This is a genomic window from Pseudomonadota bacterium, from assembly GCA_018823285.1.
Taxonomy (GTDB): Bacteria; Desulfobacterota; Desulfobulbia; order Desulfobulbales; family JAGXFP01; genus JAHJIQ01.
Genome location: JAHJIQ010000018.1, coordinates 97,355 through 119,801, shown reverse-complemented (window position 1 = coordinate 119,801; position 22,447 = coordinate 97,355). Strand labels below are relative to the sequence as shown.

12 protein-coding genes are annotated in these 22,447 nt (G+C 53.4%); 9 read left to right on the top strand and 3 right to left on the bottom strand.

Annotated elements, in window-relative coordinates:
• Positions 1-285: 285 nt before the first annotated feature.
• Positions 286-1,305: an AmmeMemoRadiSam system radical SAM enzyme gene (gene amrS / locus KKG35_05985; GenBank protein ID MBU1737671.1), complete on the top strand. Its 1,020-nt coding sequence runs from the start codon at positions 286-288 to the stop codon at positions 1,303-1,305.
• Between the two features lie 82 nt (positions 1,306-1,387).
• On the opposite strand, the gene KKG35_05980 is transcribed toward amrS, so the two are convergent.
• From KKG35_05980 to KKG35_05970, 3 genes are all read right to left on the bottom strand, one after another.
• Positions 1,388-2,269, bottom strand: coding sequence for a DUF3365 domain-containing protein (locus tag KKG35_05980; GenBank protein ID MBU1737670.1), 882 nt, complete (start codon positions 2,267-2,269; stop codon positions 1,388-1,390).
• A gap of 529 nt (positions 2,270-2,798) precedes the next feature.
• Positions 2,799-5,609: an AMP-binding protein gene (locus tag KKG35_05975; GenBank protein MBU1737669.1), complete on the bottom strand. Its 2,811-nt coding sequence runs from the start codon at positions 5,607-5,609 to the stop codon at positions 2,799-2,801.
• Between the two features lie 165 nt (positions 5,610-5,774).
• The gene (locus KKG35_05970) at positions 5,775-6,998 is read right to left on the bottom strand and encodes an MFS transporter (GenBank protein MBU1737668.1); all 1,224 of its coding nucleotides are present in this window, start codon (positions 6,996-6,998) and stop codon (positions 5,775-5,777) included.
• Positions 6,999-7,533: 535 nt separating this feature from the next.
• Between KKG35_05970 and KKG35_05965 the strand changes: the two genes are divergently transcribed.
• From KKG35_05965 to nifJ, 8 genes are all read left to right on the top strand, one after another.
• Positions 7,534-8,829 carry a hypothetical protein gene (locus KKG35_05965; protein ID MBU1737667.1) on the top strand — a complete coding sequence of 432 codons (1,296 nt, stop codon included), beginning with the start codon at positions 7,534-7,536 and terminating at the stop codon, positions 8,827-8,829.
• A gap of 48 nt (positions 8,830-8,877) precedes the next feature.
• Positions 8,878-9,993 (top strand): glutamine-hydrolyzing carbamoyl-phosphate synthase small subunit, encoded by a 1,116-nt coding sequence (gene carA, locus KKG35_05960; protein MBU1737666.1) that lies wholly within the window; start codon positions 8,878-8,880, stop codon positions 9,991-9,993.
• A gap of 113 nt (positions 9,994-10,106) precedes the next feature.
• A complete protein-coding gene (gene carB, locus KKG35_05955; protein ID MBU1737665.1) occupies positions 10,107-13,319 on the top strand; it encodes a carbamoyl-phosphate synthase large subunit in 3,213 nt (1,070 codons plus the stop codon).
• A gap of 121 nt (positions 13,320-13,440) precedes the next feature.
• The gene (gene ftsH / locus KKG35_05950) at positions 13,441-15,279 is read left to right on the top strand and encodes an ATP-dependent zinc metalloprotease FtsH (protein ID MBU1737664.1); all 1,839 of its coding nucleotides are present in this window, start codon (positions 13,441-13,443) and stop codon (positions 15,277-15,279) included.
• 45 nt (positions 15,280-15,324) lie between these two features.
• Positions 15,325-16,161, top strand: coding sequence for a dihydropteroate synthase (folP, locus tag KKG35_05945; GenBank protein MBU1737663.1), 837 nt, complete (start codon positions 15,325-15,327; stop codon positions 16,159-16,161).
• Between the two features lie 155 nt (positions 16,162-16,316).
• Positions 16,317-18,224: a class I adenylate cyclase gene (locus KKG35_05940; protein MBU1737662.1), complete on the top strand. Its 1,908-nt coding sequence runs from the start codon at positions 16,317-16,319 to the stop codon at positions 18,222-18,224.
• A gap of 76 nt (positions 18,225-18,300) precedes the next feature.
• Positions 18,301-18,495, top strand: a complete 195-nt coding sequence (locus KKG35_05935; protein ID MBU1737661.1) for a hypothetical protein — start codon at positions 18,301-18,303, stop codon at positions 18,493-18,495.
• A gap of 227 nt (positions 18,496-18,722) precedes the next feature.
• Positions 18,723-22,361 (top strand): pyruvate:ferredoxin (flavodoxin) oxidoreductase, encoded by a 3,639-nt coding sequence (nifJ, locus tag KKG35_05930; protein ID MBU1737660.1) that lies wholly within the window; start codon positions 18,723-18,725, stop codon positions 22,359-22,361.
• Positions 22,362-22,447 lie beyond the last annotated feature (86 nt).

Sequence of the window (22,447 nt, the reverse complement as noted above, 5' to 3'; positions counted from 1 at the left end):
CTCCGTCTTCATCACTCAAAAAACAGAGCCCGTCCCGAGGACCGGAAAAACTTCTTTTCTAACCAAACTCGCAGCCGCTGTCAACCGCTTTCCGCTGCCCGTTCGGAGCGACCAATATAGAGCCTTTCAGTTTTTTGTCAACAGATAGTTTTGAACTATTTTTAAAAAAACCCTGAAAACGCATAAGTATTAGAAATTAAAAGGATTATTATTCATTGCATTCAGGTGGTCACCGTGCCATAAATTATATAGCTGTTTATACATTAATATATGGAGGTCATTGCGATGCATGAAGCTTTGTTCTACCAGACACCTGATGAAAACAGCCGAACCGTCCGCTGCAGACTCTGCGCCCATAACTGCCTGATTAAAGAAGGTCGCCGTGGTATCTGTAACGTCAGGGGAAACGAGAACGGAGTGCTGTACAGCCTGGTCTACGGCAGGCTGGTGAGCGAAAACATCGACCCCATTGAAAAAAAGCCGCTCTTCCATCTTCTGCCCGGCTCACTCTCCTATTCAATAGCAACCGTCGGTTGCAACTTCCGCTGCCAGCATTGCCAGAATTATGAGATCTCCCAATTTACGAAGATCCACGGGGGCGATGTTGCCGGAAGAGCAAGAACCCCGGAAGAAGTTGTTACGCAAGCGAGGGCGACCGGTTGTGCAAGCATCAGCTACACCTACGTGGAGCCAACGATTTTTTACGAATTCGCCTTTGACACCGCCATGCTTGCCCACGAGCAGGGGTTAAAGAATATCTTTGTCAGCAACGGTTACACCGGACCTGAGGCGACAAAACAACTCGCCCCCTACCTGGATGCCAACAATATCGATCTGAAGGCATTCAGCGACAAGTTTTACAAAGAAGTCTGCGGAGCAAGACTTCAGCCGGTCCTCGATACGATCGTATTAATGAAAGAACTCGGCGTCTGGGTGGAGATCACCACCCTTTTGATCCCGGGGTGGAATGACTCAGACGAAGAGCTACAGCAGATTGCAGGGTTTATCAAATCAGTCAGCCCTGATATACCATGGCATGTGACCCGCTTTCATCCCACTTTCAAGATGACGGACCGACCGGCAACCCCGGTTGAGACAGTCCGGAAGGCAAGAGATATCGGCCTGGCGGAAGGGCTAAGACATGTATACGTCGGCAATATTCCAGGAGAGAGTGGAGAGAACACAAATTGCACCAGTTGCGGGAAAACCCTGATCACGAGACACGGGTTCAATACAAATGCAGGCGGAATGCATGAGAATTCCTGTGCTTCATGCGGCACACTTCTTCCAGGAATTTTCAGCTGACAGAAATCCACAAGACAATGAAAGCCCCCAGCCGAGAGCGTGATCGGATGGGGGCTTCAAATTATAAGGAACTTCAGACCCGCTATTTTTTCTGCACCTTCTGCAGAATCTTGACCAGACTTATCCTCAGACGGTTGATGGCATTTGCCAATTGGCCGATCTCGTCATTTGCATTGTGAGAAATCGAATCGCCAAGGTTCTTGCCGAGACTTATCTCCTCGGTTCTGGCACTGAGCGTCAAGATCGGAGTAACGACCGACCTGGTAATGAAAAGCCACATCAGAATAATCATCACCACCATTATTCCCACACCGATTATCACCAGGATTCCGGTGGTTCTTACCGCCTGCTCCATCGCTTTGGAAATTGAAACGTATACGATGAAGGTCGCGACCGTATCATCCAGTTTCCAGTTATACCCATTCACACTTCCATAGGCGTCCACCTGGTCTTTGGGGGCATCGGCAGGGTTTCCATGGCATTTCAAACACCCTTTCGCAGTGACTTTGATCGGGGTTGCAATATAGAAATACTCCTCTCCACCCTTTTGCATGGTCCCTTCAAGTCTTTTCTTTGAGCCATCATTCCTGAACTGACTGATGATGTCCAGCTCATCAGCATCGGCCTTGTTTGCCGGAAAGAGCGGATCAACTGTGGCCTGCTTGAAAGAATAGCCGGGCAGGGATTTTTTAAACCGATCCCAGGTCGCCCTGGTCACGACAAACCCGGACATCAGGGTCGGATAAAACCGGTCATGCTCAACGATCTCCATCGCCAGCGACCTCTGTTCTTCCCGGAAAAAATCCCGCTGCGCCATGATATAGTTAAAGATAATGTCTCCCTTTTCCCGCGCCTCTTCAAGTGCATGCGAGGTGCTGAACCTGTAACTGGCGCCACCTATTGCGAGCACCGCGAGGACCAACAGAAACAGCACACGAACAATAAGCTTTCCTTTAATTCCCATATTCCCTCTCCCCTGAGATTAACGATTCACTTCACAATTCATTGCCCACTGCGGACTTTTATCAACCGGCTGAACTTACTACAGGTAGATCATTCTGCAAGTTCTGATTTACAGCTATTCTGCAATTTCATTTCTTAATCATTTTCTTAATTTTTTATCTTTCACAAAAGATCAGTTGGTTAGGATAACCAGGAGAAAAATCGTCTCGAATAAAAGAGTTTTCGTTCTCATTCCATACGAATTACCCAGAGACGGAAAAACGGTTGGAGGATTAGCGATCTTGGGAAAGGGGAGATACAAGAGAACAACAAGGAATGCGAAGAGCAGGAACAGTCCCTCCTGGCAACAAGCCCATCCAGATTTCCGGGTATTGAAATTCCCTGCGGCAGATAGGGATCCGCTTGAGATTTCGATTCTCCGAGCGCTTTTACTGGCCGAATGCAAGTCACCCCCGCACGAAAAACCCACTTCCTCAAATTCGCTCACTTACTCCACAGTAAAGTCATGGGGAATACTCTTCGCTGGACACTCAGCGATCAGGTCCATTCGCGAGAGGCGATCTTTCCCCGCCCAGATCCGGCTCACCGCAATGTTCAAGAATCCACCGGCGGGTCAGATCTCTTAATTGGACAGCCCGGCCCCAAAGGTCGCCATCACCTTCAGGCATCAGAGGTTCCCCGATCGTCACCCTCACCACCCCTCTTCTCGGCAACCAGGAACGGGCCCTGAGAATAGATCTGGTCCCCCGTATAGCAATCGGCACCACCGGCGTACCACTTGTCGTCGCTGTTTCAAAAGCACCCATTCGGAAAGGAAGAAGCCCCGGCATTCGGGAAAACGTTCCCTCGGCGAAGAAGTATAGCGATCGGCCACCTTCTATCCGGTCAATTAGCCTGTGGGCATCGGCCACGCCCTTCTCCCGGTCGAACCGTTCCACAAAAACCACTCCGAGACGTTGCAGGGCAAAGCGCAGAAAGAGACTTTCTTTCAATTCCGCTTTTGCCAAGAAACTGATCTTTAAAGGCAGAGCGGCCCCAACAATTATCGCATCAAGATAACTCGCGTGATTCGATACAAAAAGAAACGGTCCGGAACCAGATTGCAAATACTCGCCGCCATTTACCACGACCCTGATTCCGACAATTTTTGCAACAACCCGGGAAACAAGGCGGGTAAAACCGGCACGCCAGGCCTCCATCGGCAGAACCATCAGAACTGTCCAGGTCAGGGATGCGAAAACAACAAAAATCAACCAGCAGTAGCAGGCATAAAAAAACTCCCCGGCGGTTCTTGAAAAGTCCGCCACTTTCCTGCCTATCCCCCTGCTGTAAAAGCGAACCATCTGCAGCCAGATCGGGTTTCCTGCTTTGCCGATCATTCCCATTTCATACAACTCCCTGCTTGCCGCCCTCCTCACCTTGCCGCTTGAAGTCTTCAATACCGTATTGGGTGGGGCGAAGACAATATCATCAGGGGGAATTCCGACCAGATCGCTTACCGCAGCATTAATTCCGGTTCTCAGTCCTGCCAGTTTTTCCGGATTTCTCACTCTCGTCTCGGCAAGAACGATCAGGCGTTCTGTCGCGTCTTCCTTGTCAGCCGAGCCGAAAACCGCCACATTTCCTGCCCGGATCCCATCAATACCCCCCACCGCTTCTTCCAGCTCCACCGGATAGATATTCCGCCCACCACGGATAATGATATCCTTGCTCCGGCCTGTCACATAGAGTTCGCCCGCAGCGATATACCCTTTGTCGCCGGAATCAAGCCATTGGTCCTGAAAAAGTCTGGCGGACGCCTCAGGATTCCGGAAATAGCCGCTGGTTGTTGAAGGTCCGGTAAACTGGATACTCCCGACTCTTCGTTCGGGCAGCTCCCTGCCCTTTTGGTCGGCGACCCGGATCTGGTGGCCCGGCAACGGAAGCCCGCAACTGACCACTTCAAGAGTATCATCCCCCTCCTGTTCACCGGCAACGGCAAGCCCCTTCTCCATCAGGTCTTTCCGACTGATACGATCGATCACCACACCTCGCTCCAGCGGCGGAAACGCAAGCCCCACCGAGCTCTCGGCAAGTCCATAGACCGGCATCATGGATTCCGCCCGAAATCCGCAGCCTGCAAAGCGCTTGACAAACCGGTTGATAATCGTGGGGCTCACCGCCTCGGCACCGTTAAACGCGCAGCGCCAACTGGAAAGGTCGATATCTTTCAGATCTTTCTCTTCTATCCTTCTCTGGCACAACTCATAGGCGAAATTGGGAGCGGCAGAAAGTGTCCCGCCATAGCGATTGATCGCCCTGAACCAGCGGACGGGACGGCTTATAAAGGAAAGGGGGGACATGATGACCAACCGGCACCCAAAGTACAGGCTGCCGAGCCAGGCACCGATCAGCCCCATATCATGATAGAGAGGGAGCCAGCTCACAAACACATCATTCCCACTCACTCCGACAACACTCCCCATGACCCGGATGTTTGCCAGCAGGTTGGCGTGACTTAAAATCACCCCTTTGGGCATTCCGGTGCTTCCGGATGTGTACTGCAGAAAAGCCGTATCACCGGAGGCGACAACTGGTTCAACAACCTCACTTCCGCCAAGGTCGGCAAGTTCGTTCACGGTCAGAAATGTCTTCAGGGTCCCCACCCCATGCTGCATCAGCTGGGCAAACTGCCGCGCCTCGGGCATCACAATCATAATGCGAGCCCCGCAGTTCGCAGCAATCGCCGAATGCCGGAGCAGATGTTCTTCAATCTGCTTGGCTCGCCCGGGAGGATAAACAGGTGCGGGGATGCCACCCGCGAGCAGGATCCCGAAGAAGCTGCAGAAATACTCCTGACCGGTGGGAAGCATGATCAATACCGACTCCCCGAACTCCAGCCCGGCCTGCTGCAGACCCGCAGCAACCTTCAGGGCGCCACGATACAATTCACCGTAGGTGAGCACTTCGCCATCATCACGGTCACTGTAAAAGCGGATGTGCGGTCGGTCGGGATGATGCGCCACATGCCAGCGAAGGACGCTATTCAGTGTATCAGCATGGACCGGGGCGTCGATTTTACCAACCGGCTCAGAAATGGAGGGCATCTCCCGTGCGACAGGGGTTTCTACTCCACCGGCACTGGTAACGCCCCGCAGCAGATCGCGCGGCGTTTCTGCGGTGAAGAGAATCTTTTCGGAAAGGGTTACAGCGAAAGTTTTTTCAAGTCTGGCAAAAAGCTCGACCCGGCTTAAACTGTCCAGCCCGAGATCACGATCAAGGGAACTGTCCAGAGTCACTGCAAGATCATTCCCATATCCGGCATGCACCTCTCTGGTCAATTTTGCAACAACCGCAAGCAACTCTGCCCGATCAGCGGCCGTGGAGTTCTTTATATTCTCTTCTCTTGGACTGATACCCTTCTCCTCAGGACAGCAGTGTCACCGTTGTCTGGTATTAACTGAAGTAGCACTTTTTACATCCACCATTAACATGGAAAGCAACTCCACCATTTCACTCATTATTTTTCATTTATAATTTTTCCCTTCTTTCACTCCGGCCAGCAACCACCCTCCGACAACAAAAAACACGATCACTACTGAGAACCCGACCCGTTGCGACCCGGAAAAACTGGTCAGAAGCCCCAGAAAAAGAGGCCCCAGAAATGAGGTGAACTTGCCGGAAAAGGCATAAAACCCGAAGAACCTGCTTTTCTGGTCTGGAGGGACGATCCTTGCCATAAGAGACCGGCTGGCAGACTGGTTCGGGCCGGCAAAAACACCCACCAGTATCCCGGCAAGCCAGAACAGTGATTTTTCCGTGGCAAATACTGCAGTTAAAGCCGCCACGGTCAGCCCGACGAGGCTTATCTGCACCGTGTTTCTGCTGCCGAGTCGATCGTCGACAAAACCGAAGACCAGGGCCCCTAAACCTGCCGCCACATTCAGCACGATTCCGAAAACCATGATCTCCTGAAAGGTAAAAGCGAAAGTCCCGGCAGCATAAATCCCGCCAAAGGCAAAAATCGTGATCAGCCCGTCATTATACAACAGTCGGGCCACTAGAAAACGAAACACATCCCGCAATCTGCCCACATCCCGCATGGTGGCCCAAAGGTCCCTGCATGTGTCAGCAAAAGAGATAACGACACCACTCTTTGCTCTTGTCTCACCCTCCCGGACAAAGAGAAAAAACGGGATACTGAAAACCGCAAACCACAGGGCCACCAGGATATTTGTCGCCCGGATATTCTGGCCGAGTTCACGACTGAGACCAAACCAAGGAGTCTCGGGATTGACCATGGTAGCCATGGCAATGAACATGGCCGCGAGACCGCCCAGATAACCGAGCGCCCAGCCGATCCCGGAAACACTCCCTATTTTGTCCGGCGGGGCCACCTCGGGCAGGAATGCATTATAGAACACGCACCCCGTTTCAAAAGCCACATTGCCGAGCACAAACCAGAACAGCGCCTGATAGACCTGACCGGGCAGAGGGTGGTAAAGCATTACTGAACAGAAGACCGCGACCGCAGTGCTGGTGAGGAGAAAAGTCTTGCGGCGCTGCCCGGCATCAGCCAGGGCGCCGAGAAACGGGGTTGTCAAAGCGATGACGAGCGATGAAACCGTAATTGCTCTCGACCAGAGCACCGTCCCTGAAATTACATCCGGAGCAATCGCTTTGGTAAAATAGGTTGCGTAAACAAAGGTCACCACAAGAGTAGTGAAAGCCGAATTCGCAAAGTCATACATGGCCCACCCGAAAAGGGCCTTTTTATCTGCCACCGGTTCCTCCTCGACGAATAAGATCAACACCCAGGAAATGCAGACCCGTATAGTATCACAGGGGCTGCCACCCGACACTTGAATTATTTCCACCCGGGCCAATCATGGTTTCACGAAATTTCCCTGCTTGAAGCTCCCCGCATCCGATAGCGAGCAGCGTAAGACTTCGTGCCGCAGGGAATGTTTTGCGCTACAGGTGTTCAGGAGTCTTAAAACACCGAGACTCCACAAACAATATAGAATCCATTCAACAGGTCGGACTTTTGTCCGAGGAGAGAATAATTTATCCGGATGTTCCGGCAACAAGTTTTCAGAGCCGCCCTTTGTCATAAGCGGTCACCAAGCCTTTCCATGTACAAACAGCGGTCTTTCCGCAACTCAAGCCCCCTGTCCGGGACCAATTCAGCCCGGAATAATCATTGACGAAAACAGCAATATCAGGTTTAATTACGCGATTTTTTTCCCGGCTTATTAAACCGCGCGCAGCAAAGGGCCTAACCTATTGTTTTACGGAATATATCGACTGCTGACCAGACTGTTCTGCTGGTCTGCTTTTCCTCTCTTTATTGCCTATTCACTGGCGACAGGAAGACACCGGAAGAGCCTGAAGCAGCGACTGGGTTTTTACGAAAGAACTCTCATTCCCGCCAACAGGTCGACAGTCATCTGGATCCATGCAGCTTCGGTCGGTGAAGTAAAAGCGGCAAAGATTCTTATCGAGGGTTTAACGCGGGCCTGTTCCGGAATACACATTGTTCTGACCACGGTCACCGAACAGGGTCTCGAGGTTGCCCGGAAAGAACTCGGCAACGCGGCTCTCTGTCTTTATGCCCCGCTTGATTTTCCGGGATCTGTTGCCAGGGCGGCACGCTTTATCAGTCCGGCCGTCTATATCTGTCTGGAAACCGAGTTGTGGCCTAATCTGCTCAAAGAACTGCACGGCCTGAGCGTCAGAATGTTCCTTCTGAATGCAAGAATCAGTGCCCGCTCCTGCCGCCGCTATCTCGTTTTTAAAAAACTCGCCGGTGAGTTGCTGGCCGGTTTTTCCGCCATTGCCGCCATATCCGGCAAAGACGGTGATCGCCTGGTAAAACTTGGCGCCGATGAAAACACGCTGTTCGTCTCCGGCAATGTGAAATATGATCTACCGGAACCCGAGGCCCCTGAAACAACTGCGGCTCATTACCGTAAAGTTCTGGGGCTGACCGAAGAAAACACAGTGATCGTCGGGGGCAGCACCCATACCGGTGAAGAAGCAATCATGGTCAAAGCCTTCCGGGAACTTCGGCAGACATTGAGCCATCCGGTCCTGATTCTCGCTCCCCGGCATCTGTCCCGGCTGGGTGATTTATGCAGGGAGTTGTCGGCTCTTGGCGCTGCACACGAACTGCAGAGCAGCATCAAAGCCGGCAACCGGAAAAACGACATCATTATTGTGGACACGATGGGCAGTCTTGCGGAAATCTATTCAGTTGCCGACTACATTTTCTGTGGCGGCAGCCTGGTGGAGCGTGGGGGGCACAACCTGATCGAGGCCGCCCGATGGGGGATCCCGGTATTTTACGGTCCGTCGATGAAAGATTTCCATGATGCCAAACTCATTCTCGAAGAAAACGGCGGCGGCTTCATGGTAGAATCGGGTGCGGATTTTGTAGAGAAGATCAAAAATCTTGCAGAAGATCATGACCGGTATCGCCATGTTTCCTCCGGCGCCCGGAAAACCGCTTTGCTGCAGCATGGTGCGGCAGAGAAACAACTTGCTCCAGTAATAAAAGCGCTCCGGGAAATGACAGCTTAAAGAAATTCCGGATAGACTCATCAGAAATCAACAAACACAGGAAAACCTATGAAAGCATTGATCGCCCTGGAAGATGGCAGGGTTTTCGAAGGAAGCTCCTTCACCGGCCCCGGTGAAGTGGCCGGGGAAATCGTCTTCAACACCGGCATGTCAGGGTATCAGGAGGTTCTCACCGATCCTTCCTACAAAGGACAGGTTGTGACCATGACCTACCCGCTGATCGGCAATTACGGTGTCAACCCTGAAGACATGGAATCTCTAGGGATTCACCCGGGCGCCTTTATCGTCAAGGAATACAACGCCATCCCCAGCAATTTTCGCTCCACCGGCACCATGGCTGACTTCCTGAAAGAGTACGGTGTCCTTGGCGTAGAAGGGGTCGACACCCGTGCCCTGACCCGTCACATCCGGGTCAAGGGGGCGATGAAGGGCATCATCTCGACCCTGGACCTTGATCCTGATTCGCTCATCAGAAAGGCCAAAGAGTCCGCAGGACTTGTCGGGCGCGACATGGTCAGGGAAGTAACCTGTAAAAAACCATACGGCTGGAAAGATGACCAACCCGTCGACGGGACCAATTTTTCCACCTGCGGCAGCGGGAAGTATAAAGTTATCGTCATCGATTATGGCCTCAAGTTCAATCAGGCAAGGCTCCTCGCGGAACGAGGCTGTCAGGTTCAGGTGGTTCCAGCCACGACCTCGGCTGACGAAATCCTCAACTTGAACCCGGACGGAATCTTCCTGTCCAACGGCCCCGGTGACCCGGCGGCGGTTCCGGGTGTTGTCGAAACAGTCAGGGCCCTCCTTGGCAAAAAACCGGTATTCGGGATCTGCCTTGGCCATCAGATCCTCGGCCAGGCATTCGGCGGCAAAACATATAAACTGAAGTTCGGTCATCGCGGTGTCAACCAGCCGGTAAAAGACCTGCTCACCGGCAAGATCGAGATCACCTCACAGAACCACGGATTCTGCGTTGATCTTGAGTCCCTGGACCCCGACAAGGTGGAACTGACCCATGTCAACTTGAACGACGGCAGCCTTGAAGGGATGCGACACAAGGAGTTCAGGGCGTTCTCGGTCCAGTATCACCCGGAAAACGCTCCCGGACCAAGGGATTCCGTGTACCTGTTCGACCGCTTTATCGACATGATGAAAAACGCCTAGTTTTAAGTTCCAGGTTTTAAACGGCATTCCGGACGCAACTCCTGGACCCGCTCATCTTCCTGAAAAACGAAACTTAAGACTCAATACTTAAAACTTAAAACGATATAAAGACCATGCCAAAACGAACTGACATCAAGAAGATCCTGATCATCGGCTCCGGCCCCATCATCATCAGCCAGGCCTGTGAATTTGACTATTCAGGCACCCAGGCGGTCAAGGCGCTGAAAGAGGAAGGGTACGAAGTCCTCCTGATCAACTCAAACCCCGCCACCATCATGACCGATCCGGAGATCGCCGACCGGACCTTCATCGAGCCGATCACCCCGGAGATGGTTGCCAAGATCATCGAACAGGAAAGGCCTGACGCCCTGCTGCCTACCCTCGGCGGCCAGACTGCCCTCAACACGGCCATAAAAGTGGCCAAAATGGGGGTGCTTGAGAAATACAATGTTGAAATGCTTGCCGCCAATGTGGAGGTTATTCACAAGGCGGAAAGCCGGGAACCATTCAGGGCCGCCATGAAAAAGATCGGCCTCAAGGTTCCCGAAAGCGCCATTGTCCACACACTGGAAGAAGCGAGAGCCGCGATCGACCAGATAGGGTTTCCGATCATTGTCCGGCCAAGCTTCACCTTGGGCGGCACCGGCGGAGGAGTTGCATACAACAGGCAGGAGCTGGAAGAGATCTGTGCGACCGGCCTGGACCTCTCCATGAACAATGAAGTCATGCTGGAAACAAGTCTTCTCGGCTGGAAAGAGTATGAGCTTGAGGTCATGCGGGACCGGAATGACAATGTGGTCATCATCTGTTCCATCGAGAATTTCGACGCCATGGGGGTCCATACCGGCGATTCCATCACCGTCGCCCCGGCCCAGACCCTGACCGACCGTGAATATCAGGAGATGCGTGATGCCGCCATTGCCATTATCCGGGAAATCGGCGTCGAGACCGGTGGCTCCAATGTTCAGTTTGCGGTAAACCCGGTCAACGGCGAGCTGATGGTCATTGAAATGAATCCCCGGGTCTCACGCAGTTCGGCGCTTGCCTCCAAAGCAACCGGATTCCCGATCGCCAAAATTGCCGCCAAACTTGCCGTCGGCTATACCCTCGATGAAATACAGAATGATATCACCAGAGAGACCTACGCTTCGTTTGAGCCGTCTATCGATTACTGTGTGGTCAAGATTCCCCGCTGGACCTTTGAAAAGTTCCCCGAAGCCAAAGATATCCTGACCACCGCCATGAAATCCGTCGGCGAAACAATGGCCATCGGCCGGACCTTCAAGGAAGCTTTCCAGAAAGGACTCCGCTCGCTGGAAATCGGCATCACCGGCTTCGGCGGTGATCCGAAGTTCAACCTTGAGAACCTTGAGCAAACGGATCTTGAGAACGCCTTAAGAAGCCCGAGTTCCCAGAGAATTTTTCAGCTGTATGAGGGTTTACGCAGGGGCATGACCGCTGAAGAAATCTACAGCATCACTGCCATCGATCCCTGGTTCCTGAACAACCTCAAGCAGATTGTTGCCCTGGAAGCGGAAATCAAGGAAAAAGGTTTCAGAGGTCTTGAAAAAGATTTTCTCTATCGCGCGAAACAGTACGGATTTTCCGACCGCCAGCTTGCCCATCTCACCGGCACTTCCGAAAAAGACATCAGGGAGCAGCGGAAAAAAGAAGACGTGAGAGTGGTCTATAAACTTGTGGACACCTGTGCCGCAGAATTTGAAGCGTACACCCCCTATTACTACTCGACTTACGAGACCGAGGATGAGTCAAGGCCGAGCGACCGGCAGAAAGTCATGATTCTCGGCGGAGGCCCCAACCGGATCGGCCAGGGCATCGAGTTTGATTACTGCTGTGTCCACGCCGCATTTGCCCTTGAGGAACTGGGGATTGAGTCGATCATGGTCAATTCAAATCCGGAAACGGTGAGCACTGACTATGACACTTCCGACAAATTGTATTTTGAACCGCTGACCCGGGAAGACGTTTTAAATATCATCGAAAACGAAAAACCGGACGGAGTCATCGTTCAGTTCGGAGGTCAAACCCCTCTGAACCTGGCGGTGCCCCTTGCCGAGGCCGGAGTGCCGATTCTGGGCACGACCCCCGACTCCATCGACCGCGCCGAAGACCGGAAAAGATTCCAGCAGTTTCTCCAGAAGCTGAATCTTGTCCAACCCGCCAACGGGACCGCCCGGACCTTCGAAGAGGCCCTGAAGATTGCCGAGGAGATCACCTTCCCCGTAGTGGTCCGTCCGTCCTATGTTCTGGGCGGCAGGGCGATGCGAATTGTCTACAACGAAAACGATCTCAAGAATTACATGATCACGGCGATCAATATCTCCCCCGAGCATCCGATCCTGATCGATAAATTCCTCAAGGATGCCGTTGAGATCGATGTGGATGCGATCTGCGACGGAGAAACAACGGTTGTCGGCGGGATCATGGAGCATATCGAGGAGGCGGGCATTCACTCCGGAGATTCAGCCTGTGTTCTTCCTCCCCATACCCTGTCTCAGGACCTTATCGAGCGGATCAAGGCGGCAACAAGAGCAATGGCCCTGGAACTCCAGGTCATTGGTCTGATGAATATCCAGTTCGCCGTCAAGGATGACGTGCTTTATGTCCTTGAGGTGAACCCGCGGGCATCCCGAACGATCCCCTTTGTCAGCAAGGCGACCGGGGTCCCTCTGGCCAAGCTTGCGACCAAGGTGATGATGGGGAAAAAACTTGCCGAACTCGGCCTGACCACCGAGGTCCAGGTCTCTCACCATGCGGTCAAGGAAGCGGTCTTCCCCTTTGACCGCTTTGACAATGTCGATACCCTGCTCGGCCCCGAGATGAAATCCACCGGTGAGGTGATGGGGCTTGATGATTCGGTGGGCATCGCCTTCGCCAAATCACAGCTCGCCGCAGGGCAGAAGATCCCGCAATCCGGGAATGTATTCTTCAGCATGCGCGGCCGGGACAAAGAGATGATCCTGCCGGTGGCGGCAAAGCTCGCCGGACTTGGATTTTCGATTCTGGCCACCAGCGGCACCGCAAAATATCTCTCTGACAACGGCGTGGAATGCACCAGAGTCAACAAGATCTCCGAAGGCCGTCCGCACATCCATGACAAGATCCAGAATAAAGAGATCAGCTGGATCGTCAACACCTCCATGGGGACACGAACCACTGAGGATTCCTACATCATCAGAAGGGCCGCGCTGGATTTCCATCTGCCTTACACGACCACTGTAGCCGGAGCCATCGCGATGGCCAACGCCATTGAAGCAGCGAGTGAAACCGATCTCAAGGTCAAAGCGGTGCAGGATTATTTCTAGGCGTTAAATTGGAAGACTTTTTTGATCTTGCTGGACTTTAATTCCCACAAGACTTAATAATGTATATTCGTTTTTTTGACACTGGCCCCTAACCGTAAATGAAATAGCCAAGAGGTTTGCCTTGAATACTTTTTACAAAAACCTGTCAATGTGGCTGGTCATCGGCCTGACCATGATTCTGCTGTTCAATCTCTTCAATCAGCAGCAGCCGACATCCAGGGAAGTGAGCTACAGTGACTTCATAACCAGTGTTGAATCGGGCGGTGTCTCCGATGTCTCCATCGAAAACGACAGCATTATGGGCACAAACCGGGGCGGTGAGAAATTCAAGACCATCATCCCGGCTGCCGACTCCGAGCTTATTCCGACCCTCAGAAAGAACGGGGTAAACATCAAGGTGAAGGCCCAGGAAGAAACCCCCTGGTACCTGACCCTGCTGATCTCCTGGTTCCCGATGCTTCTCCTGATCGGGGTCTGGATATTCTTCATGCGCCAGATGCAGGTGGGTGGGGGCAAAGCCATGTCCTTCGGGAAAAGCAAGGCCCGGTTGATGAACAAGGAAGAAAGCAAGATCACCTTTGCCGATGTGGCTGGCATTGACGAAGCAAAAGAAGAGCTTTCGGAAATCATCGAATTTCTGAAGGAGCCGAAAAAGTTCACCCGTCTGGGTGGCCGCATCCCCAAAGGCGTTCTCCTGATGGGATCTCCAGGCACCGGCAAAACCCTCTTGGCCAAAGCCATTGCCGGTGAAGCGGAAGTGCCTTTCTTCACGATCAGCGGCTCTGATTTTGTCGAGATGTTTGTCGGCGTCGGCGCCTCCCGGGTTCGGGACCTCTTTACCCAGGGAAAGAAGAATGCCCCCTGCATCATTTTTATCGATGAGATCGATGCAGTCGGTCGCCATCGCGGCGCCGGCCTCGGCGGTGGCCACGACGAGCGCGAGCAGACCCTGAACCAGCTCCTGGTCGAGATGGACGGCTTTGAGGCGAACGATGGAGTAATCATTGTTGCCGCGACCAACCGCCCTGATGTTCTCGACCCCGCCCTGCTCCGCCCAGGCCGTTTTGATCGCCAGGTCGTGGTGCCAAGTCCCGATGTCAAGGGCCGCGAGATGATTCTGGCGGTCCACGGCCGCAAGGTCCCGCTGGCCGAAGATGTGGAATGGCCGGTGATCGCCCGTGGCACTCCCGGTTTTTCCGGTGCCGACCTGGAAAACATGGTCAACGAGGCTGCTCTGCTGGCGGCCCGGGAAGGCGCAGACAAAGTAACTATGCTCCACCTGGAAATGGCTAAAGACAAGGTGATGATGGGTACCGAGCGACGCAGCATGATCATTACCGAAGATGAAAAAGAGACCACCGCCTACCATGAAGCAGGGCACACCCTGGTGGCCCTGCTGCTGCCGGGAACCGATCCGGTGCACAAGGTTTCCATCATCCCCCGCGGACGCGCTTTAGGACTCACCCAGTATCTGCCCACGGAGGAGAAGCACACCCAATCGAAAGCATATCTGGAAAATTTTCTGAGCTGCCTGCTTGGCGGACGGCTGGCGGAAGAACTGATCTTCAACGAGATCACCACCGGCGCCGGCAATGACCTGGAGCGGGCAACCAGCCTCGCCCGGAAAATGGTCTGTGAATTCGGCATGAGCAGCGAGATGGGCCCGCTGACCTTCGGCAAGAAAGAAGAGCAGATTTTCCTCGGCCGGGAGATCGCCCAGCATCGGGACTACAGCGAACACACCGCCATCAAGATCGACGACGAGGTCAGAAAAATCGTCCTTGCCGCAAACGACAAAGCAAAGCAACTGATGACCGAAAACGTCGAGACCCTCAAGGCACTGGCCGTGGCCCTCCTTGAGAAGGAAACCATTGGCCGGAGCGACATCAACGAAATTCTGAAATCGACCAATTGCGTGATCCCGGAAATCAACCAGAAGAGGCTTGACAGCCCGCAGTAACCGAGGCTTCCTCCGGAGACAGGCAGGACAAGCTTTTCCAGAACAATGAAGAATTCCGATCTTAACGGTCCTGCCGCCGAAAACCGAGTCCGGGTGATGGGCATTCTAAATGTCACCCCGGACTCTTTCTCCGATGGCGGGCGGTTCACCTCAAAAGCTGCTGTCCTGCATCAGGTTGAAAAGATGATCGATGATGGCGCAGACATCATCGATATCGGCGGAGAATCAAGCCGTCCGTTCGCTGAGCCTGTATCTCCAGCCGAAGAAGCGGCCAGAGTCATCCCGGTCATCACGGCCATCCGCAAAGAGTTTTCCATCCCGATCTCCATCGATACCACCAAGGCAGTCATCGCCCGACAGGCGCTGGATCATGGCGCAAACATAATCAATGATATCAGTGCACTACGCTTCGACCCGGCGATGGCCGAACTTGCCGGGGAAAGAGCGTGCCCGGTGGTCCTCATGCACATGCAGGGCACACCCGGAAACATGCAGAACGCGCCGCAATACAGTGATGTAATCGCCGAAATCAGCGCCTTTCTCAAGGAAAGAATCGCTTTTGCCGAGGGCCGGGGAATCAGCCGGGACAAGATTATCATCGACCCGGGCATCGGTTTCGGCAAAACCCTGGCGCACAATCTTGCCATCCTCAGTCATCTTGATCAATTTCAGGCCCTCGGCTGCCGGATCCTGCTCGGACACTCACGCAAGGCCTTCATCGGGACCATTCTGAATCGGGAAGTCACCGACCGTGACACCGGCACCGCGATCCTCACGGCCCTCTGCGCTGCAAAGGGAGTGGATATCGTCCGGGTCCATGACGTGGACAAAACCGTGCAGGCATTAACTCTTGCCAAAACCCTGAGTCTCTCCGCAAACTGATTTCTCGGTCCCCGGTTTTTCCCAGCAAATTCTTTTTATCTCCCGCTATCCCGTGATACAATCAGGTAATCGATTTTCCGCGCCGGAGAAAATTTCTGCAGGACCACATTTTGGAACAGCGAATTAAAAGATACCAGCAATACAACCGGGAGAGGATGATCAAGGCCATCGCCTTCAATGAATCCAAGGCGGCCTTTCTGTTCAAGATCATTCCTTTCCTGCTGCACGCGAATTATCCTGATCTGCCGGGATTTGTCGACAATGAACAGTGTTGTTTCGGCATATGTCGGTTGAACCCTGAAAAACTTGTCAGCCAGGATCTCTTCAGCAAATACTTTCCTACCTCATCCGCCCTCTATCATCACACTCCCGATCCCTTTGCCGCAAAACCCGTGATTCATTCCGTAAAGACGATCGGCTCCATCGGAACCATCGCCCAGACTGAGAAATCAGACTGCGACTACTGGCTCAGCATCCGACAAAAGGATTTGACTGAAAAGGAGCTGGAGCTGCTTGGCCTGAAGTGCACCCTTATTGAGGAGTGGGCAGACACCAGGGGTATTGAAGTGCATTTTTTTCTGATGGATATCGAGCAAACCCGGGAAAATCGTTTCGACACCATGGCAGACAAGGAATCCGCCGGGACAGCGCTCAAGACCTTGCTGAAGGATGAGCTGTTCAGAACCCATATCCTGGTCGCCGGCAAAATGCTTCTCTGGTGGCTTATCCCTCCGGGCCTGACCGAGGAAGGATATCACCAATATGTGGCAAAACTGGCTGCCGACCGGACTATAAAAAATGAAAATTTCATTGACCTCGGCTACATGGCCGATATTCCGAAACCGGAAATCTTCGGTGCCTGTCTCTGGCAGATGAACAAAGCCCTCAACAGCCCCTTCAAATCTGTGATCAAATTCGCCTATCTGGAGATGCTGATGAGCGAAAAACATCAACACCTCCCCCTGTTTTCCGACCGGATAAAAAGCTATGTCACTTTTCCCGAACACCAGCCCGATCAAAAAGAAAAGATCAGGATCGCGGATATTGACCCCTATCTTCTTCTCGCCAGAGATATCGCCTCCTTCTATCAGCTGGACAAGAGCGGTGAGAAGAGTGCCTCGCTGATCAAGGAATGCCTCTTCATGAAGACCCTCGAAGGAATGGCTTCCCAGAAAAAAAAAGGGGGCGAGGACAACAGGATCCGACAGACCATGATCCTGATGAAAAACTGGCAGCTCCTGCCCGCCAGATTCGAACACTTCTCCAAATTGATTCAATGGGATTACCGGGAGCTTGTTGACTTCGGGAGCAAGGTCCATGACTATCTGATCGAAACATACAAAAGGCTTCGGGAAATCTTCTGGACGATGGACAAAGAACTCACGATTTCCGAAAGGGACATCTCCACTCTGGGCAGAAAGCTGTTCACCTTTTATGAAAAGAAAGAGAACAAGATCGAATACATCCGGAGCATCTCCAGGGAAACAATGGCCCAGAAGAACATCACCTTTCATATCACCCGGTATGAGGATCAGGATTATTATTACGCCTTTCAGGGGAAGCACAGCAGTGTGGACATCAAGGAAAAAACCAGATACATCATCAAACGGGAGTTACGACCGCTGAATCTTGTGACGTGGCTCTTGACAAACGGCATTCTCACCCCGAAGACCAAGCTGCATATCACCAAGTCATCCATGGCCCTCGACCTGTATGATCTCCAGTCGCTTCTGGAAAAGATGTTTCAGGTTTTTCCACCGATCAATTTCGGCCACATTTCCGCAGAGCAACTTCTTGAAGCGGAACGGGTTATCCAGGCCCTGGTGGTGGTAAATATTGAAAAGAAACCCGTCATGGGCGGGAAAACCCTTGAGTCTTCAATCATCACCACCAACAGTTACGGTGAGTACTTCATCCACGACTACCACAATATCACCCAGCTGAAAAATGCCCTGCAGCTTCTTCTCACCAGGCATTTCGTCAGCCGCTGGAACAACAATCTCGATTTTTTCACCCCGGAACAGAAAGAATCTCACCAGATCAAACAGCTTTTATTCAATTGACAATCTCTCCGCTGGGCTCTATTAACAAACCATGGACATCGTTTTCTACAAATCATCTCTCTGACCACGCTGCATCATGGCCGGTCGGTCATTAAAGAAGATCCAGCAGGAAGTCCCCGACCTGCAGATAGAACAGGTTGAAGTCATTTCCGAGCCCGGCAGAACCTGGAGTGACGGTATCAGAATGATTCCGGCCATCAAAAAAGGAAACGAAATCCTTTCCGGCCTGTTCCTGACCACCGACTCCATCCGGAATTTCATCAGAAAATAGGGGGCAAATCGCCTGCCCCACCGTTATCCTGTGTAAATTATTTCCGTTTCGGGGTCTTTTGCACTACTTTCCTGTGTCTGGGGTATTGATATTCTGAACTGATTAGATTATTTTGTTCGATTTTCCAGCCTGATAAACTCCTGAAACAAGAATACTGTTACGCAGAAAAGACACTACTAATAATTTATCTAAAATAATTGTTAATAAAATCTATCAAGGAGAAACTCATGTCCCGAAAAATGGTAACCATTGACGGTAACCAGGCGTGTACCCACGTGGCCTATGCCACCAGTGAGGTCATCACCATTTACCCGATCACTCCGTCTTCGCCGATGGCGGCCGAAGCCGACACCAAAGCGACCGCCAAACAGGAGAATATCTGGGGTTCGATTCCGGTCGTCACCCAGATGCAGTCGGAAGGTGGTGTTGCCGGTGCCCTGCACGGCAGTCTGACCACCGGTGCCCTGTGTACCACCTTCACCGCCTCCCAGGGGCTTCTCCTGATGCTCCCCAATATGTTCAAAATCGCCGGCGAGCTGACCCCCACAGTTTTTCACATCACCGCCCGCTCCCTGGCCTATCAGGGGTTGTCGATCTTCGGCGACCACAGCGATGTCATGGCCGCCCGTCAGACCGGTTGGGCGATGCTCTGCTCCCAGAACGTCCAGGAATGCCAGGACATGGCGCTGATCTCCACCCAGGCCGCCCTGCAGAGCCGTATTCCCTTCATGCATTTCTTCGACGGGTTCCGGACCTCGCACGAGATCCAGAAGATCGAGCAGCTCACCACCGACGACATGAGCAAGATGATCGATGAGAAGCTGGTCGTCGCCCACCGTGAGCGCGGCCTTACTCCGGACCGACCGATGATGCGCGGTACCGCCCAGAACCCGGACGTATACTTCACCGGCCGTGAAACCACCAACAAGTACTATCAGGCCTGTCCGACCATCGTCCAGAAAACCATGGACAAATTCGCCAAACTGACCGGTCGCCAGTACCATCTCTTCGATTACATGGGCGCACCGAACGCCGAAGACGTGATTGTAATGATGGGTTCCGGAGCCGAAACCGTTGCCGCAACCGTTGAGCACCTGATCAAGAACAAGAAGAAAGTCGGCCTGGTCATTGTCCGCCTTTTCCGCCCGTTTGATTCTGCCGCGATGGTCAGCGCCCTGCCAAAATCGGTAAAACGGATCACCGTTCTCGACCGCTGTAAGGAACCGGGCAGCGCCGGCGACCCGCTGTACCTTGATATCCGCACCGCGGTCGGTGAAGGCGTTGAAGCCAAGACCCTGAAGAGCGCCCCGACCATCCTGGGCGGCCGCTACGGTCTCGGTTCCGCCGAATTCACCCCGGCCATGGTGAAAGCAGTTTTCGACAACATGGCTGCCAAGAAACCGAAAAACCATTTCTGCGTCGGACCCGACGATGATGTCGCCAAAACGAGCCTCAAATACGACCCCAACTTCAGCATCGAGGGCAAGGACGTGGTCCGGGCCATGTTCTACGGTCTTGGTGCGGACGGCACCGTCGGCGCCAACAAGAACACCATCAAGATCATCGGCACCGAGACCCCGAACAGCGCCCAGGGCTACTTCGTTTACGACTCCAAAAAGTCCGGCTCCATCACCACCAGCCATCTGCGCTTCGGCAAGAACAAGATCGTTGCCCCTTACCTGATCACCAAGGCGAATTTCGTGGCCTGCCACAATTTCACCTTCCTGGACAAGTACGACATGCTGACCAACCTGGAAGACAACGGCACCTTCCTGCTCACCACCACCTTCAACAAGGACCAGGTCTGGAAACAGCTGCCTTCTCAGGTTCAAAAGGACCTGATTGCCAAGAAGACCAAATTCTATATCATCGATGCGATCAAACTTGCTGAGGCTTTGGGACTCGGCGCGCGGATCAACATGATCATGCAGACCGCCTTCTTCCTGATCTCCGGCATCCTCACCAAGGATGAAGCGATCAAGGCGATCAAGGGCGCCATCAAGAAAACCTACGGCAAGAAAGGCGACAAGGTTGTCGAGATGAACTACGGCGCCGTTGATGCCGCAGTCAACAACATCGTTGAGGTCAAGATCCCCAAAACAGCGGGCGGCCATGCCAAGCCTCCGGTCGTTCCGGCCGACGCCCCTGATTTCGTAAAAAATGTCACCGCCAAGATGATCGAGGGCAAGGGTGACCAGATCAAGGTTTCCCAGATGCCCGATGACGGCACCTGGCCCACCGGCACCACCCAGTACGAAAAGCGGAATATCGCTGTTCATGTTCCCGAATGGCTGCCGGAAAACTGCATCCAGTGCGGACGCTGCTCTCTGGTCTGCCCCCATGCATCAATCCGGATGAAGATCGTCAAACCGGCCGACCTGAAAAAATCGCCGAAGAGCTTCAAGACCGTTGATGCGGTCGGCGCCCAGTTCAAGGGCCGCAAGACCACCATTCAGGTTTTCACCGAAGACTGCTGCGGTTGTACCCTGTGCGTCAATGTCTGCCCGGCCAAGACCAAGGCCCTGAAGATGATCGACAACAACGAGGCACTGCGGGTCCAGGAATCGACCAACGTCAAGTACTTCCTCGCCCTGCCGGAAGTTCCAAACAGCGACATCGACACCTCCACCGTCAAGGGCAGCCAGCTGAAGCAGCCTTTGATGGAGTTCTCCGGCGCCTGTGCAGGCTGCGGCGAAACCCCATACATCAAGCTCGCCACCCAGATGTTCGGCGACCGGATGATGATCGCCAACGCCACCGGCTGTTCTTCGATCTACGGCGGCAACCTGCCCACCACCCCTTACACCAAGCGGGCAGACGGTCGCGGTCCTTCCTGGGCCAACTCGCTCTTCGAGGACAACGCCGAGTTCGGTCTGGGGATGCGGAATTCCGTTAACAAACTCGCCGCGCAGGCGATTGAGCTGCTTGACAAGGCGGTCGCCGAGAAACTGATCACCAAGAAGGTCGCCAGCGACCTGAGCAATGCCTCCCAGAAGACCCAGGACGAAATCGAGGCCCAGCGCGACCGGGTTGCCAAACTGAAAAAAGACCTGGCCAAGAGCAAATCAAAAATCGCCACCCGGTTGCTTCCGGTTGCCGATTACCTGGTCAAGAAATCGGTCTGGATCATCGGCGGTGACGGCTGGGCCTATGACATCGGCTACGGCGGTCTTGACCACGTGCTCGCTTCCGGCGAAAACGTGAACGTCCTGATCCTCGACACCGAGGTCTACTCCAACACCGGCGGCCAGATGTCAAAATCTACCCCCCGTGCCGCCACCGCCCAGTTCGCGGCCGGCGGCAAGAAGATGCCGAAGAAGGACATCGGCATGATCTTCTCCACCTACGGCAACGTCTACGTCGCCAAGGTGGCGATGGGCGCCAACCCGATGCAGGTCGCCAAGGCCTTCGCCGAGGCGGAAGCCTATGACGGACCGTCACTGATCATTGCCTACTCACACTGCATCAACCACGGCCTCAACCTGGCCAAGGGTCTTGAGCAGCAGCAGCTGGCAGTAAACTGCGGACACTGGCCGCTCTATCGCTACAACCCGGATCTGGAAGCGGAAGGCAAAAACCCGCTGCACATCGATTCCAAGGCGCCGTCGATTCCTTTCGCGAATTACGCGCTGAATGAGAACCGCTACCGGATGCTGAAGATGATGAACCCTGAGCACGCCGAAGAGCTGATGGAGATGTCCCAGAAGGACGTTGACAAGAGCTGGAAGTTCCTGGAAGGACGAGCCAAAGCCCTTGAGCCTTGCGGAAGCTGCTGTGACAACAAGACCCCTGCAGCTACAAAAAAAGCAGCTCCCGCAAAAAAAGCGGCACCGGCAAAAAAGACAGCTGCCAAAAAGAAAAAGTAAGCAGAAACTATTAGAACAGTAAAAATGAGCCCGGGTCTCGGACCCGGGCTTTTTTATTTCCCATCATATTTTTGACATTCCCTCCC

Coding starts and splice junctions, on each gene's coding strand:
- KKG35_05980 (MBU1737670.1), bottom strand. CDS start 2,269: ATGGGAATTAAAGGAAAGCTTATTGTTCGTGTGCTGTTTCTGTTGGTC.
- carA (MBU1737666.1), top strand. CDS start 8,878: ATGAAAGCATTGATCGCCCTGGAAGATGGCAGGGTTTTCGAAGGAAGC.
- KKG35_05935 (MBU1737661.1), top strand. CDS start 18,301: ATGGCCGGTCGGTCATTAAAGAAGATCCAGCAGGAAGTCCCCGACCTG.
- folP (MBU1737663.1), top strand. CDS start 15,325: ATGAAGAATTCCGATCTTAACGGTCCTGCCGCCGAAAACCGAGTCCGG.
- KKG35_05940 (MBU1737662.1), top strand. CDS start 16,317: ATGATCAAGGCCATCGCCTTCAATGAATCCAAGGCGGCCTTTCTGTTC.
- KKG35_05970 (MBU1737668.1), bottom strand. CDS start 6,998: ATGTATGACTTTGCGAATTCGGCTTTCACTACTCTTGTGGTGACCTTT.
- nifJ (MBU1737660.1), top strand. CDS start 18,723: ATGTCCCGAAAAATGGTAACCATTGACGGTAACCAGGCGTGTACCCAC.
- amrS (MBU1737671.1), top strand. CDS start 286: ATGCATGAAGCTTTGTTCTACCAGACACCTGATGAAAACAGCCGAACC.
- carB (MBU1737665.1), top strand. CDS start 10,107: ATGCCAAAACGAACTGACATCAAGAAGATCCTGATCATCGGCTCCGGC.